General features: G+C 46.6%; 10 protein-coding genes. 6 read left to right on the top strand and 4 right to left on the bottom strand.

Translation table 11 applies throughout. The annotated features are described in order from the left end of the window. Positions 1–58: 58 nt before the first annotated feature. Positions 59–1,231 (bottom strand): TlpA disulfide reductase family protein, encoded by a 1,173-nt coding sequence (locus tag BEL04_RS01890; protein ID WP_065999597.1) that lies wholly within the window; start codon positions 1,229–1,231, stop codon positions 59–61. Positions 1,232–1,388: 157 nt separating this feature from the next. Between BEL04_RS01890 and lepB the strand changes: the two genes are divergently transcribed. The 4 genes from lepB to BEL04_RS01870 all read left to right on the top strand — a co-directional run bounded on the left by lepB (position 1,389) and on the right by BEL04_RS01870 (position 5,132). Beyond that, the gene (gene lepB, locus BEL04_RS01885; RefSeq protein ID WP_065999594.1) at positions 1,389–2,471 is read left to right on the top strand and encodes a signal peptidase I; all 1,083 of its coding nucleotides are present in this window, start codon (positions 1,389–1,391) and stop codon (positions 2,469–2,471) included. A 75-nt stretch (positions 2,472–2,546) separates the two neighbouring features. After that, positions 2,547–2,834 (top strand): YciI family protein, encoded by a 288-nt coding sequence (locus tag BEL04_RS01880; RefSeq protein WP_065999592.1) that lies wholly within the window; start codon positions 2,547–2,549, stop codon positions 2,832–2,834. Between the two features lie 180 nt (positions 2,835–3,014). Next, positions 3,015–4,595: an acetylxylan esterase gene (locus BEL04_RS01875; RefSeq protein WP_065999589.1), complete on the top strand. Its 1,581-nt coding sequence runs from the start codon at positions 3,015–3,017 to the stop codon at positions 4,593–4,595. 108 nt (positions 4,596–4,703) lie between these two features. After that, on the top strand, positions 4,704–5,132 hold the full coding sequence (locus BEL04_RS01870) for a hypothetical protein (protein ID WP_065999586.1): 429 nt from the start codon (positions 4,704–4,706) through the stop codon (positions 5,130–5,132). Between the two features lie 33 nt (positions 5,133–5,165). Here the strand turns inward: BEL04_RS01870 and BEL04_RS01865 are convergent, their stop codons facing one another. Then, positions 5,166–6,053, bottom strand: a complete 888-nt coding sequence (locus BEL04_RS01865) for a DMT family transporter (RefSeq protein ID WP_066003344.1) — start codon at positions 6,051–6,053, stop codon at positions 5,166–5,168. A 290-nt stretch (positions 6,054–6,343) separates the two neighbouring features. Here BEL04_RS01865 and BEL04_RS01860 point away from each other — a divergent pair, with 290 nt between their 5' ends. After that, positions 6,344–7,342: a Gfo/Idh/MocA family protein gene (locus tag BEL04_RS01860; RefSeq protein WP_065999584.1), complete on the top strand. Its 999-nt coding sequence runs from the start codon at positions 6,344–6,346 to the stop codon at positions 7,340–7,342. Between the two features lie 76 nt (positions 7,343–7,418). Here the strand turns inward: BEL04_RS01860 and BEL04_RS01855 are convergent, their stop codons facing one another. Then, entirely contained in the window at positions 7,419–14,003 is a 6,585-nt protein-coding gene (locus BEL04_RS01855) for an alpha-2-macroglobulin family protein (protein ID WP_065999581.1), read from the bottom strand. A gap of 131 nt (positions 14,004–14,134) precedes the next feature. Further along, positions 14,135–15,094, bottom strand: a complete 960-nt coding sequence (locus tag BEL04_RS01850) for an MBL fold metallo-hydrolase (RefSeq protein ID WP_065999579.1) — start codon at positions 15,092–15,094, stop codon at positions 14,135–14,137. A 141-nt stretch (positions 15,095–15,235) separates the two neighbouring features. On the opposite strand from BEL04_RS01850, the gene BEL04_RS01845 reads away from it, so the two are divergent. Beyond that, positions 15,236–16,828, top strand: a complete 1,593-nt coding sequence (locus BEL04_RS01845; protein WP_065999577.1) for a peptide chain release factor 3 — start codon at positions 15,236–15,238, stop codon at positions 16,826–16,828. Position 16,829 lies beyond the last annotated feature (1 nt).

The following is a 16,829-nucleotide window of genomic DNA, read 5'->3' as shown; positions in this document are numbered from 1 at the left end:
TAAAACAAAAATGTCACCGTGGGTTACACGATGACATTTTTGGCAATATTATAGATAGTTATTTATCTGTTCCCTTAGGATTGACAGACTTGGCACTACCGCCGGTAACCTGTGCCAGTTTGTTCACCAAAGCTGCGCCACGCAGGTTTTTAGCGATGATCTTTCCGTTAGGATCCAACAGGAAATTTTGCGGGATAGCACGCACACCGTAAAGCACTGCGGCTTCATTTTGCCAGAATTTCAGGTCGGTAACCTGAGTCCAGGTCAAACCATCTTTCTCTATAGCGGCCAGCCATTTTTCACGGCCTGTAGGCTGATCTAACGACACACCTAATATGGTAAAGTTTTTATCTTTAAACTGGTTATATGCTTTTACCACATTCGGGTTTTCGGCACGGCAAGGTCCGCACCACGAGGCCCAGAAATCAATCAACAGGTATTTACCGCGGAAAGACGACAGGGCGATAGATTTACCATCCTTGTCATTCTGTGCAAATTCCGGAGCGGTTGCACCTAAAGCTACCAATCTTAGTTTAGGCAGCATATCTGCATAAGCTTTTCCTTGTTTCGAAGCTTTTAACTCCGGCGAAAGCAGGTTCAGCAATGGCTCCAGGTCGGTCGCTTCAGGATAATAACCAACTGCAGACTGGATACTGTTCAGGCTCACATACGAAGCCGGATGTGCTTTGATAAACTTAGCATAAATCACACGCTTATCTTTATCAATAGCTTCTTCGCGCGCGTCGAAAGCGTCGCTTTGCTCTGGCGTAGGTGTTTTAACTGCACCTTCTTCAGCGTATAATGCAGTCATTTTTTCATTCAGCGGTTTTAATTCAGCTATCAAAGCCTGGTTTTCGTCGTTCAGTTTCGAACCGGCAATTTTAGCGCGTTTTACAGAGTCGGTACCCGTAAGCTGAATATTTACATTTTCAACATACAGGTTTATCAGATCTACCTTGCGCGAACGGCGCAGTGCACCTAAAGTCTGGTCGGAATGAGTTACCAACAGAGTACCCATGGTTGGGTTGGCAACAGTGCCCTTAAATTCAAAGCTACCGTTTACTACCTGGGTCGAGTCGGTCATACTCTTACCATCCGAACTGTACAATAAAAAAGCCTTGGATGTGGCACCCGCACTGGGCAGTGAGCCTTTGATTGAAAATGTGCCGCTTTGCGCGAATATTGCCGCTGCAGGCAGCAATAATAAAGCCGTAGCTGTGAATTTCTTCATGATATTGTTAATTTGATTGATTACGAGTTAACTAAAATCTAAGTTAGTAAATGGATCGGTATAAAATAGCATGCGATTAATTTTTTACAAATAAAAAACACGGTTTGTAACAATCCCGGTTTCTGCAAATCAAACAGGCAAAACGTTTGCCTGAATCATGAGAATACCTTTTATCACCAAAAAGAAACCTGCGGCAAAAAAATCGAAGGCCCGCGAATGGCTCGATGCGCTGGTGTTTGCGTTTGTGGCTTCGACTATTATTCGTGGTTTATTATTTTCTGCTTTCGCGATACCTTCTGCATCAATGGAACGTTCGTTGCTTACCGGCGATTATTTATTTGTAAGTAAGGTTGCTTATGGTCCGCGTATGCCGATGACGCCGTTAGCTATACCTTTTATGGAATCGAAAGTTGGCGATCATAATACCTTTTGGGATGGCATTAAGCTGCCTTATTTCCGTTTGCCGGGATTTGGCGAAGTAAAAAAAGGCGACCCGGTGGTGTTCAACTACCCGGTTGAAAGCGACAGGCCCATAGATATGCGGACGCATTACATCAAGCGCTGCCAGGGCACACCAGGCGACCTGCTCACCATCGTAAACAGCCAGGTTTATATCAACGGCAAGCCATTTACCGCTGCCGAAAAAGCGCAGACATCCTATATTGTAACAATGCAAGGTTCGGGATTAAACCCTAAAATCTACGACGATCTGCATATCGAAGTACGCGGGCAGGTAGCCGAAAACGCCTGGGAAATGATCATCCCCGGCGAAAGCCTTGCCACAATCAAAAGCTATTCTAATATCAGATCGGTTGAACCTTTTATCGAGCCGAAGGGCGTTTACCACCCCGAGCTTTTTCCGCATAACGAACATTTTAAATGGAGCCAGGATAATTTCGGACCGTTAAAGATCCCTGCAAAAGGCTATACCATACCGATCAACGACTCGACCCTGGCGCTATACGAACGCTGCATTACTGTTTATGAAGGAAATAAACTGGAACGCGTTGGTAAAGAAGTACTAATCAACGGGAAGAAAGCCGCCAGCTATACCTTCGCGCAGAATTACTACTGGATGATGGGCGATAACCGCCATAACTCGGAAGACTCGCGCTACTGGGGCTTTGTACCTGATGATCACATCGTAGGTAAAGCCGTCATCACTTGGATGAGTATCGACAGCACTAAAAATTTTATTGACAAAGTACGCTGGAACAGGATTATGCGACTGGTACATTGAACTGAAAGTGAGTGGTGGGCGGTGAGTTGTGAATGATTACATGTTTTTGATATATTTAGCAATAATTAATTTGCCATGCCACATTACATGCTTAAACTGGTACCCTGCCGCCCAAGCTTCGCGCAGGACATGACCGATGCCGAACGTGCCGTTATGATGGAGCATATTGCTTACTGGAAGCCATATCTGGAAGATGGTACCATGATCGTTTTCGGCCCTGTGGCCGATCCGGCCGGCGCTTACGGACTGGGTATCGTAGCTGTCGACAGTGAAGAGCAGGCCAAACAATTAATGGCCGATGATCCTGCCTCAAAGATCAATACTTACGAATACTACCCTATGCGTGCCGTGACTAAAGGGTAACGCTATTTAAACAGCCATTTTTGCAACCGATTTCTAATCGAAAATGCATTGCTGCATCCTTAATTTTTCAAATTACAAGCTTAATCGTTTCTGACTGTTAAAATTTATTATTGATTTATTGCAATCGATTGTGTTTACTTGCTATCTTTATCATACCTAACCAATCGCCGTCAATAAACCATGAAAAGAACTATTACACTGACTTTTATTGTCGCGGTATTGAGGGTTGCCGCGCAGTCTCCTGCAGCAGCCACCTATCCTCCGCCGGTAACTTTTACCAATGAGCAGGATCATCAAAATATGATGGACCAATTGGGTATTAAAAAACTGCGCCCCGGTGCCAGCGGCAATGATGCCGACGCGAATCACGCCAACTACGATGAAGCCCTCGCTAATCCCTACCCCAACCTGCCCGACGCGCTTACATTAAAAAATGGTAAAAAAGTAACATCTGCTGCGGTATGGTGGAACGAACGCCGGCCCGAGATTGCCGAAGATATGGAACGCGAAATGTATGGCCGTGTACCAAAAAACACGCCTAAAGTAAGCTGGGAAGTAAAATTTACCGACCGGGAGTTTGTTGGCCGTACGCCCGTGATAGCCAAACAGCTGGTTGGGCATGTCGACAATTCGTCGTACCCGCTCATCAGCGTTGATATCGAGATGACATTGGTATTGCCTGCCAACGCCAAAAAGCCGGTACCGCTTTTAATGATGTTCGGCCCGGCACGTGTGCCGGCTGCCAGTCAGCCCAACCCGGCCGAACTGGAGATATTGAATAACGCCTTAAAGAAATTATTATCGCAGGATCCGGCAGTAAAAGCGGTTTTCGATCAGCACCCGGCTTACCAGCCGCTTACATCAACCAATACCGGATTTGGTTTTTTTGGCGCACCGCCCCGCCCGGTTACACCGGGCCCGATGGATCAGCCGGGCGTAAACGGTGTAAATAACGATCCGCCATCAAACGAGCAGCTTATTGCCGACGGCTGGGGCTATGCCATGATCAACCCGGGCAGCATACAAGCTGATAACGGCGCCGGCCTAACCCGGGGTATCATTGGGTTGGTAAATAAGGGCCAGCCCCGCAAGCCCGACGACTGGGGCGCACTGCGTGCCTGGGCCTGGGGCGCAGCACGCGCACTCGATTACCTGGAAACCAGCGAGCCCACGGTAGATGTTAAACATGTTGGCATCGAAGGGGTTTCGCGCTATGGCAAAGCTGCGTTATTAACATTGGCCTTTGAACCGCGTTTTGCCATGGGGCTGATCGGTTCATCGGGCGAGGGCGGCGCAAAATTAAGCCGGCGCAACTGGGGCGAAGCGCTCGAAAACCTTACCGGCGGCGAATACCACTGGATGGCTGGCAATTTCATCAAATACGGCGCATCGGAAGCTGGATTCGGTACTAAAACTGCCGGCGACCTGCCTGTCGATGCACACGAACTGATCGCCTTATGCGCCCCACGCCTCGTGTTCGTCAGCTACGGTATCCCCGAAAAGGGCGATGCCAAATGGCTCGATCATCAGGGCAGTTACATGGCCACTGTAGCCGCGGGACCGGTATTTAAATTATTAGGTGTAAAAGATCTCGGCGTATCAAACGAGTATCATACCGAAAAAATGCCGCCGGTAAATACCCCGATGTTAGATGGCCAGCTGGCCTGGCGCCAACACGACCAGGGTCACCAGGATCAGGCCAATATGAAATGGTTCATCAAATGGGCCGATAAAAATATCGGCCACGAAGCCGGGAAATAAATGCCTTCAACATCAAACAGCAAAAGCCTCTTTACTAAAATGTAAAGAGGCTTTTGTATATGGTGCCGAAAATCTTAGTTTTGATAAACCAGACCTGATCATAACTGCATGAAAGCAAAGATCTTACTTCGTACAGCCAGCATTATGGTAATGTTGCATACGTTAGGCCATACACTTGGCGCCCTGAGTTGGAAAAACGCGCCTAATGCTGCAATCAAGGTGGTTATTGATGGCATGCTCGGTAACCGTTTTGACTTTGGTGGAAAATCAGTCAGTATAGGTGATTTTTATGCAGGTTATGGTTATAGCATGATAGGTGTATTATTAATGATCACTGTGCTGCTATGGCTTTTATCTAACGAAACCATTAGCACTTTGTCGAGGCAGATCCGTTGGATCACAAGCATTCTCCTGTTGTTTTTGGGTGTGGTCGAACTGACCTGTTTCTTTCCGCTCCCTGCGGTGTTATCGTTGTTGGCCGCAATAGCCACTTTGGTTTCTTTATTTGCGAAGCAAGGAAATAAGGCATCCTCGTAACCGTAACAATAAGGGTTATCGCTCATTTCACATTTAAATATCTTTTAAAGTCAGTTCGTCCTCAGCCTGGGCGTTTTTCTTTCCAGTTAAGGTAACTCCGGCGCTTGCCATAATAACCAATGCTACCGCAAGCCATTCGCGGAAAGAAAGGTATTCGTGCAGGAAAAGCAAGCCGGAGAATGCCGCCACCGCGGGTTCAAGGCTCATTAAAATACTAAATGTTTTTGCAGGGATTTTTCGCAGCGCGTGCATTTCGAGTGTAAACGGGATAGCGCTCGAAAGCAGGGCCAGTGCAAGGCCCGGCAACAGCATTGCGGGCCTGAAATGGATCAGCAGTCCATCCTTGATAGCTATTGGCAACACCAGTACCGATGCAAAAATCATCCCGGTGGCAACAGCTTTGCCACCGTCCATTATTTGAGATATGCGCCCACCCAGTAAAATATACGCTGCCCAAAATGCACCGGCAAGCAAGGCAAAAAGCACCCCAATAATATTTAAGCCATTATTGCTCCAGGGTGCAATCAACGCTATCCCCGCAGCCGCCAGCAGCACCCATAACAAATCGGCAAGGCGTTTAGAGGTAGTCAGCGCAAGCGTGAGGGGGCCAATAAATTCGAGCGCGACACCCAAACCAAGGGGTATACGGGCAATTGCCATATAAAAAATAATGTTCATTGCGCCTAAGGTCAAGCCATACAGGGCCACGAGCCCCCATTGCTCTGCGGTGAGGCTCCTTAGGTTGGGACGGTTAAAAACAACCAGGATAACGGCAGACAAAACTATCCTTAGCGAAGAAGTTGCAACAGCGCCCAGTACAGGAAATATACCTTTTGCTATGGCCGCGCCTCCCTGAAAGCTGGCTATAGCCAATAGTACAGCCAGCACCGCCGGGAATTCGAACGTTTTTTTATTCTTCATCTTAAGAATATTTGATGGAATGTACTGAAAGCCTGATATTTTCATATCAGGCTTTGCGTCGATTGATTTGTAAGTGCGCAAAGATATACTATGTTTATCCGTTTGGTGGAAAGTACCAGGAATATGATGAAAGGTACTGTTCTTGCGGTCAGTCACGAATAGTTTTTAAGTTTGTTCATTTTTAGGGCCATTTCGTCACAGTTGCGGAATGGTGTTTTGTTTTACAAGTGTGTGCTTATATTTTATCCGTCTGAGACCAAAACACTACTTTTGGCTAAAACCACATCACTATGAAAAAAGTACGCTGGGGAATATTGAGCACAGCTAAGATCGGGCTGAAGCAGGTTATACCCGCCATGCAAAAAAGCAGGCTCATCGAAGTAGCTGCTATTGCCTCGCGCGACGCAAGCAAAGCTAAACAAGCAGCTGACGGGCTAAAAATTGCCAAAGCTTACGACAGCTATGAGGCACTGCTGGCCGATCCGGATATCGACGCCGTATATAACCCTTTGCCTAATCAGCTACATGTGCCTTATGCCATTAAAGCGCTGCAATCAGGGAAACATGTACTTTGCGAAAAACCCATAGGTATGGATGCGTCCGATGCACAAAAATTGATTGAGGCCGCTCAACAATATCCCAAACTTAAAGTAATGGAGGCGTTTATGTACCGCTTCCATCCGCAATGGCAAAAAGCAAAAGCAATTGTTGAGCAAGGCCTTTTAGGCGAAGTAAAAACCATTCATGCATTTTTTAGCTATTTTAATGCCGATGCCAACAACATCCGCAATAAACCAGAAACCGGTGGCGGCGCTTTGATGGATATCGGTTGTTACTGTATCTCGTTCCCACGCTTTATTTATGGTTCAGAGCCCGAAAAAGTAGTTGCCACAGCATATTTTGATGCTGTTTTAAAAACAGATACGCTAACCTCGGGCATACTTGATTTTGGGGGAGGTAAATCGGCTACATTCACCTGTTCAACGCAGCTTGAACCTTATCAACGCGTACATATCTTTGGCACCAAAGGCAAACTGGAGATCGAAATACCGGTAAATGCCATACCCGGTAAAAAAGCGCGGCTATGGCTGCAAACTAACAGGGAGATTAAAGAAATAAAGATCGAAAAAGTAAATCAGTATACCTTACAGGGCGAAGCTTTCTCAAAAGCTATATTACACGATACTCCTGTGCCTGCCCCGCTTACAGATGCTCTTGATAATATGCGGGTGATCGATGCAATATTTAAAAGCGCGAAAGAAGGAAAATGGATAAGAATCTCTCCCTGAACCACTCTCCGGCAGAGAGGGACTTTGAAAATCCAAAATAAGTCTCCCTTTTCAGGAGGAGATTTAGAATGGCCAACTACCTCACGAGCATCCTCGCCCCTTCCGAGTGCGCATTAAACTCGGGTGCATACATGCTTTGTACCGAAGTTATACCGGTTGAAAAATTACCCGGCTGCGCTACACGCAAACGGTATTCAAAAACATAATTACCTTTATTCAGCCTGTCGATAAAGAAATTGGTGGCCGCATCTTTGGTTACCTGATAATACCATAACCCATCCTGATATTTATAACCGGACAAAACATCGATTGGTTCGGTACCCGATGGGCGCATGTCTTTTAACTGCACATACTCGTAATCGCGTCCGGCTTTCAGATACACAACTACTTTCAGCAGATCGCCAACTTTAGGCTGGTGGGTAGCGTCTATAGCGGTTAATATCTCGCCCGCATCGGTGTGTTTTACAACAAAATACCTACGCTCAAGTGCAATATCCGTTGTCGACGGGGTGATCTTATCCAGGTTTTCGAGATATTGCCAATAAACTGCACCCCAATTTATGAGTTTACTATTGTTTTTGATCTCCACTTTAGCCATATCGCGGGTGATCTGCTCGTCGGCCCAGGCGGTTTTAATATAACCGGTGCCGGCGTCGGTTTTAATATCGGGTTTTAAACTCTGCAGGTTAGCGCCCCCAAGTTTAATTTCGGCCGGAGTTTGTTCGGCAAGCCAATCCTCACTCTTTAACAGCAAAGCATAAACAGCGGCGGCAGTGGCCTTAGTGGTTTTCCAGCTATTGGTTTGCTTATTGCGCAGGAGCCATATCTTCATTTCGGCCACGGCTTTATCCTGGTTACCGGCCTCGGTAAACAATTCTATCAGCATGCTCTGTGTTTCGATCGGCGATTCGTACCAAAACCAACCCAAACGGTTTTTGGCCCAATACATACCTAACTCGTCGCTTTGCTGGGCGTTTTCGGTAAGCGAATGTATAATCGCCTTCGCTACTTCGGGCTTGCCATCGCGCAGCATGGTCAAGGCAATCAGGCCTTGTTCGTAAACCCCCAAATGCAGCCATTGGCGCTCGGCATGCTGCAGGTAGTTGGCCTGCAGCTCTTTCATTTCGGCAGTGGCTGCCTCCGCTGGGAAATAGCTTTTGGTGTAGTAGCTGTATATTTCTGTCGAACTTACCAGTCTGCTATCATACTCGTGGTGTGCTTTCTCCCAGTTGGCATCGGCTATAAGCCGGCTATTCAGATACTGCATGGCCTTATCGGCGATATTCATTAATTGGGTATTTTTAGCATCGGCAACAGCCAGGTGGTACAATTGCCCGATACCTTCCAAGATATGAACGGTTATATACCTGTCCGCCCTGTCGCCGCCAAACCACGGGAACCCGCCGTCGCTCAACTGCCGTTGTTGCAGTTTATCCAGGTTTTGCTGTAACTCGTAGCCCATCTTGTTTACATCGAACAATAAGGCTATGCGTTTTTTCTGTTCGGTTTCGCTTTGCGCATCACGCAGCCAGGGCGTTTCTTCAAGCAATGTAGCCTTTAACTCCTGGTTTTTCTCCAGGTTCGATAACAATTCAGAGCTGTTCGTTGCTTTCCACTGATCGAACACCCGCTTAATTACCGGTAATTTATTTACCAAGCTGGTACCTAAACTATTGGCATAATAACGGCTGAAAAGCTGCTCGGAGCATTCGTAAGGGAACTCCATCATATACGGCAATGCCTGCACAGCGTACCATGCCGGGTTTTGCGTATATTCCAGGGTAAGTGTTTTATTTTTTAGCGTACTGCTGTGCTGGTTCAATAATTTGTCGAAGGTGTAAGCGCGGTGCTCACCCGGTCTCACCATCATCGGCATGGCCTCAGTCACCAGCATACGGTTTGGCAATACGGGTACTGTGTTTTCCTCACCATCGGTAAACAACCCGGCGTCGGCGGTAAGCCTGTAGGTTAACGCATCAAGCCCCGATGGGATAACCATCCTGAATGATACTGCTTTGGTTGCCGAAGCCGTGATGTCAAAATCCTGATGCGCATCTGTAGCGTTAAGCAGCAGGCTAATGGGCTGCATGTTAACACCGTTAAACAGTTGCAGGTTAACCTTACCTTTTAAAGCTGTTGTGGTTAAATTGGCGATCCTTGCCGAAATAGTAATGGTGTCTCCCTCACGCAAAAAACGTGGAGTGTTAGCTGTTATGCTTAGCTGTTTCTGGGTAACTATCTGGGTTTCGTAATAGCCGTTCTTCAGGTCTTTAGTGTGTGCAAAGGCTTTGAACTTCCAACTGGTGAGCGCCTCGGGCATGGTAAAGTCGAGCAATATTTCGCCGTTCTCGCCGGTATGTAACTGCGGATAAAAAAAGGCTGTTTCGTTAAAATTTTTACGGATAGCAATAGGTTTGCTTGAATTAGCAAGCGCTGCCGCACCTTTTTTTGTATTAATAACAACCACACCATTTGACCCGCGCGAACCGTATATCGCGGTTGCTTCGCTCACTTTTAAGATATTAATGCTCGAAATATCTCCCGCATCAATATCCAAATGATCTGCAATAACACCATCGATAACGTATAAAGGCGCGTTTACCGACCCTAACGACGATGCACCGCGTATTAATATTTGCGCAGCATCACCCGGTGTCCCGTTAATGATCTCGACACCGGCAAGTTTACCCTCCAGTGCATTTTTGGCACTGGCCCCGGCAAAGTCTTTACCATTAATCCTGACAGAAGAGACCGTAGATACTGACGCCGTAACATCTTTTTTTGCGACAGACCCGTAGCCGACTACTGCTACCTCACTCAGCGCCTGCGAACTTTCTTTTAAAACAACGCTAAGGCTTTCATTCTTTGTTACCGCTACCTCTTTGGTGATGTATCCTATGAAACTAAAAACAAGCACATCGTTAAGCGGTACTTTTATTTTAAAATAGCCCAGGGTGTTGGTAATCACGAAAATATTGGTACCCTTGATCTTTACGGCGACACCTGCGATCGGATCGCCATCTTCAGCGCCGGTAACCTTACCGGTTATATCCACTCCATTTTTTATCAGGGCCGAATTACGCAGGTACTGGGCATTCATCTCATCATCCAGTTTCCGGGTAGAGATACTCGATGTATGCTTATCGAGGTATGCCCGGTATGCATAATTGTAGTCTCCATAGTAGTTATACCCATACATGTCGAGATATTCGTAAATGCGTGCTGAAGTCTGGTAGCGGTAATATTTATATAACAGGGGCGCAGTACTGTGTTGACTGACAAAATCGTAGGTTTGCCAATTTGTACGGTTATTACTATAACGATACTGATATTGGTATAAAATATCCTGCCAGCTTTTAGCCGGTGCCAGTGCATCCAGCGATGCATCGTACAAACCGGCTACCAATTCGGCGGACTGTTTCTCTCCGGCCATATTGGTTATGCGCAGCTTCCATTCATCTTTTTGCCCGGGCTGCAGTTTGTTATGGAATGTAAGCATTTTAATATCAAGATCTTTACCTGGTTTCTGAACGTATATTTTCTCGCTGGTTTGATACATGCGGTTGTGGTATACCATCAAAAACTGCACGCTGATATCGCTATCCTGCATATTGACCGGAACCCTAACATGTTGCTGCCCGCCTGAGCCAATGTCGAGCCATTTGGATAATAATAACTTTGGCCCTTCAAATTTTTCCATCAGGACGCGGCAATGCTGATTGTTGCCCACCAAAAAATCGGCAAAACCACCGGGTTTAACTATAGTATAAACCGGCACTACCCACTGTGTCAGCTTAGATGCCCTGGGCTTATCGGCCAGTAATGAAACATACCTGTCTGCAGAAACAGTATCGCCTTTCTCGTTTTGCGCACTGATGGCTACCAGGTAAACAGCCGATGTTTGCTTACGCAGCGCGTTGAGGTTAAAGTACGCCTTCCTGACATTGTCGACTGTGAAAGTAGTATCGCTGATCTTTTTCAGCCGTTTCCAGGCTCGCTGGTCATCTTCGTTGCGGTAAGTATAATCAGGAAAAGCGGCCCTGAAGTTACCTTCTGTCATCGATTGCTGGTCGGGCGCTTGCCAAAGCCTGTTTTTATACAGTTGTTCGGGATTTTGCAAAGCATACACCCTGATGTTCAGGCTGCCCTTTATAGCTTGTCCGTTCAAATTATTAATACCCGCGAATACCTTGCCCGTATCTTTCGACAGCACTTCGGCGGGCAGATAAGTGTTTATTAAGATGTTATTATTGCCGACATTCACACTGGCATTGGCCGAATGTGTTTCGCCAGAGGCATCGGTCACATCGGCATTAATCGCATAATTATAGACCAGGCCTTTAAGATCTGCCGAGTCTGCCGGCAGAGCCTTAAATTTTATCTCAAATTGCCCTTTATCGTCGGCCTTAATGGTATCTGTTTTTATTTCTACTTCGGGGTTATTGTAGCCATAACGGTAGCTTGTCCACTGCTGCCTGCGTGTAATATGGTATGCCACAACAGGTTGCGACAAGCCATATCCCGAAAAGGCGGTTACCTGGCCTTTAACTTTAACCGAATCGTTAAGCCGGTAACTTTCCTTTACAGGTAAAAAGGCGACCTCAAAAGTAGGACGTTTATATTCTTCAACCCTAACTTCTATCTCTCCGTCATCAGTTTCAATGGTAACCTGGCCGGTAAGCATGCTTTGCGGTAGGGCAAAAGAGCCGGCCACCGTACCATATTCGTTTGTTTTGAGGGTTAAACTATTAATCGCCTTACCGTTAACATCTCTTAAGTCGACAGTGACCTCTTTCCCAGGATCTATCAGCGTTTTCTTACGGTATGCCAGCAATTGCAGTGCTTTAAAATAGATAATTTGGCCAGGGCGGTATATCTGTCTGTCGGTAAATAATATGGTGCGATTCTTGGGGTCGTCATCATCACTATCGTTATTCCTGTAAACATAACGCGACTGGTTCGACAAGGTGTCGCCGTTAAAGCTAAGGTCAAAATTTAACCTGCCGCTGGTCGCACCTTCAATTTTAAACATGCCTTTGCTATCGGTTTTACCAGATCCATGAACATTGGTTTGGTAACTGTAATAATTATCCCCATTCATTTTTATATCGATCCGTACCCCTTTTAGCGGCTCACCCGTCTCACGGTCCATCACCCTTACTTCGGTAGTATTATCGGGACAGTCGCGAGCCGCAAACGAAAGCCCGCTCACATTAAAACTCACAAAGCACATCAGCAAACTATCCGTTTCTTCGGCATTTTCGATAAACGCCAGGTAATTGCCCGACTTTAACGAGCCTGCATTGATTTCGCTGCGGTGCTGGCGATAATCCTGCGGATCGGGCAACTGGAAAAACTGTTGAGATGCGATAGTTTTATCTTTTAAAAAACCCGGCAACCAATTGGCTAACTCGGGCGACCGGTACCTGGCCAGGTAACCATGTTCCTCATCGTCGAACTGCTTTTGCTGCGCTTCGCTCAATTTATAAACCGTGAATTTTATTTTCTGCACATTGCGGTAATTGATGAGTGCCAGGATGGGACTGTTGGGTATGTTAATATTCTCAATATTTGCCGAAAGAGCTTTTTGCGCCACCTGTTTGATCAGCACATCTGCGTTTTTACCGCCAAAACTTTCCGGATAATCGCTATGGGCCTTTCTGAAATAAGCGAGCGAGGTTTTCAGGCTGTCTTTCTGTTGAAAGTATCTGCCTATAGTTACCCAGGCATCCGCGCTGATGGGATCAGCCGCGAACTGTTTCGCCACGCTTCTCAAGGCTCTAACGTAGAGCGAGTCCTTACCTAACAAAGTTGCTTTGCTGTATAAAAAGGCAAGCCGCCTGATATCAAGGTCGCCCAGGGCGGCTGCGTTATGTTTTTTTAAATGGAACAATGTAGCCTGCTGCAGATATTTTATCCCGCGATAAAATGTAGAGGCCGTATCGGCGGTAACAACCGGTAAGCCGGCAAATGTTTGGCTATCGCCGAAAAAACCAGGATCGTTTACCGAAAACGCCAGCTTGGGCCGGGTTAAAGCAGGTTCATCCGAAAGAAAAAAATCGAGCGCCCGGTGCAGCAGAAAGTCATACAGGGTAGGCCTGAGCACACGCGTAGACTGGTCGCCTTTTAAAACACCATCCAATACATCAATCGGGGTAACCTGCTCACGCTGCGTATCCGCCAGCGATGCCATGTAGGTAGCGCCCGTTTCGTTGATAATGGTTTGCAGATCCCAGTTACGAAAATCTACCGAGGCTTTTTCCAGCCGGCTGCGGCTGGCGAATTTCCACCTGTTTTGCTGATAATAATTATAATACATCGACGCCAGTATCGACTGTAATACCGGTTTTACGGGATAGCCGGCCTTTGCAACATCGAGCTTTAAACGGGTTATGATAGCTACGAGCGCGTTCTCTTCGATATAGGTTTGAAACGTCATCCGGTAGATAGCCGCATTAATTTGCTGGGGAACGTTTTTGTTGACCCGGGCCAGTTCGTCAAGTTTATCAACCTGCTCCATTGCTGATTTTGGTAAACCCAGTTGCAGCAGCGAATCGATACGATAGTTTATTCTCAAATAATCCTGGCCCCTGGCTGCGATACCCGCGCAAAGCAGCGCTATTACTAAAGTTGCATTTTTTAACACACGGCAGTTATGCATATATAAGGTTCTAATACGGTTTTATTTCTTAAGATGCGCAAACCGGGGAAATTCCACATCGTGAAAAAAATCGTCATTGGTTATGTCTTAAAGATATCACTTTTAAGTGTGTCTTTAATAGTAACATTCTGCTAAAATTGCAGTAAATGGCCCTGCTGCGGGAAGATGAGTTTTAAAGCTTGTTCATTTTGTACAGCCAGTTGTTTTTTGATAGCTGAGATATGCCCACCGGCCGGTTTAAGGTGGGTTATTACTACCGGGAAGCTCTTCATAGCTCCGGGGCCTGCAAGTTTTCCCAAAACAGTCATTTCCTGCATCAGTAAATGCGGGGTGAGGTGCCCGAACAAGGATTTTAGCGGCTGCTCATCCGGAAAGGAAACCTCGATCATGATCCCTTTTAAACTTTTGTTTCTGATCAGCGGCGCTACGTATTCCCAAAGCTCGCGCAGTTTGGTCGATTTCTCTACTTCATCGCTCCCTGTATCGCCCAGGTAAAGCATATAGTTGCCATTATGCTCAACCAGAAAAGCTGTACTTTCGTAAGGGTTGCCGTGGCTCAGTACAAAAGCCTGAACCGTCATACCGGTATTTGTTACGGGTGTTTTTTGTCCCGGAACAAGCGGTTCATAATGGTATTTGTTAAGAACGGGCTTATCCCCTTCGCTGCCAAAGTTGGCCCAGCTTTTCCAGGTAAAGTAGTTATCGCGCAGTACGCCAATGGTATAAGGCAAAGCGTAAATGCTTTTCGGCGCATCATCCGGCGAATTGATGATCATCCCCGCCAGGTGATCGAGATGCGGGTGAGATATAAAATAGCCTTTGATATAACGCTTCAGCACGGTATCCGCAGGTACAGCAAAAACTCTATTGGCGACCGCTCTTTCAATACCTGCATGCAGCGTACCGGCATCTAAACATACATACGCATCCGAGCCGGCAGGTGCCAGCATATAGGCCGACAGGTTACTCTCATCGCTACCGCCGTACACGCCTAAAGGCACCACTTTAAAGGCTGGTTTAGGTTGGGCCTTTATACCGATACTATTACAAATGGAAAGTATAATAATGAGGGCTTTTGCAAGGCTTTTCATACATGTCAAATATAAATCAAAATCGGTATAATCATTATCTTAATCGGTGTAATCATTTCCAAATCTGTGTAATCATCTCATAAAATCGTATCTTTGCACCCTTATTAAAACAGGCTGCATACAAGCCCATTACAAGCGTTTATGGTTAACCCCGAGATAGAGAAAAGAAAAACATTCGCCATTATCAGTCACCCCGATGCCGGTAAAACTACCCTGACCGAAAAGTTCCTGCTTTTTGGCGGCGCCATCAACACAGCCGGTGCCGTAAAACGTAACAAAGCCAACCAAAGCAATACTTCCGATTTTATGGAGATCGAGAAGCAGCGCGGTATTTCGGTAGCTACCTCGGTAATGGGTTTTGAGTATAAGGATAAACGCATCAACATTTTGGATACCCCCGGCCACAAGGATTTTGCCGAGGATACCTATCGTACCCTGTCGGCTGTCGACAGTGTTATCCTGGTGGTGGATAGCGTGAAAGGTGTGGAAGAGCAAACCCGGAAGCTGATGAGCGTTTGCCGGATGCGCAATACCCCGGTTATCGTTTTTGTGAACAAAATGGACCGTGAGGGTAAGGAAACTTTCGACCTGCTGGATGAGATCGAAAAAGAACTCAACATCAGCCTTTGCCCGCTTTCGTGGCCTATCGGCCAGGGTTATACCTTTAAAGGTGTTTACAGTATCTACAATAAACAGCTAAACCTGTTCGACCCGGATAAAACCCGTATTACCGAATCGCTGATCGAGGTAAGCGATCTCGATGATGAAAAGCTCAGCCAGCATTTAAAGCCAAAGGAATTATCTACCTTAAAAGATGACCTGGAACTGGTAAGCGGTGTTTACGGCGAACTGGATAAAGACATGTACCTGGAAGGCTTGCTGGCGCCGGTGTTTTTCGGCAGCGCCATCAATAACTTCGGTATCCGCGAAATGCTGGATACATTCATCAATATCGCGCCAAGCCCCAAAAGCCGCGAAGCCGAAACACGCGAGGTCTTGGCCACCGAGAAGCCTTTTACCGGTTTTGTATTTAAAATACATGCCAACCTCGACCCTAACCACCGCGACCGTATCGCATTTTTGCGTATCTGCTCGGGCAAGTTTGAGCGTAATAAATTTTACTACCATACCCGTTTGCAGAAGAAGCTGAAATTCAGCAACCCGATGGATTTTATGGCCAACGAGAAAAGTTTGGTTGAAGAAGCCTGGCCGGGCGATGTGGTTGGTTTGTACGACAGCGGCAATTTTAAAATTGGCGATACCTTAACCGAAGGCGAACAATTGCAGTTTAAGGGCATCCCGAGTTTCTCGCCCGAGATATTTAAGGAACTGGAGAACCGCGACCCGCTGCGATCAAAACAACTGGAAAAAGGCATTCAGCAATTGACCGAAGAAGGCGTTGCGCAGTTGTTCATTCAACAACCCGGAAACCGTAAGATCATCGGTACCGTAGGCGAACTGCAATTTGAGGTGATCATGTTTCGTTTAGAGCACGAATACGGCGCTAAGGCGGCATTCCGGCTGTTAACCTTTAAGCGTTCAAGCTGGATAACCTCGGCCGATAAAAAGAAGCTGGACGAGATCATGTATCGCAGGTCGGCCAATATTGCCATGGATAAGGAAGGTAACCCGGTATTTTTGGCCGATAACGATTTTATGATCAACCTGGCCAAGCGCGATTTCCCGGATGTAGAGTTCCACACCACTTCTGAGCATAAACGGGATCTTGTCTGAT

The organism is Mucilaginibacter sp. PPCGB 2223 (assembly GCF_001705515.1).
Taxonomy (GTDB): Bacteria; Bacteroidota; Bacteroidia; order Sphingobacteriales; family Sphingobacteriaceae; genus Mucilaginibacter.
Note: the sequence above shows the minus strand (reverse complement) of the source record. Positions and strands in the feature narration are given on the sequence as shown.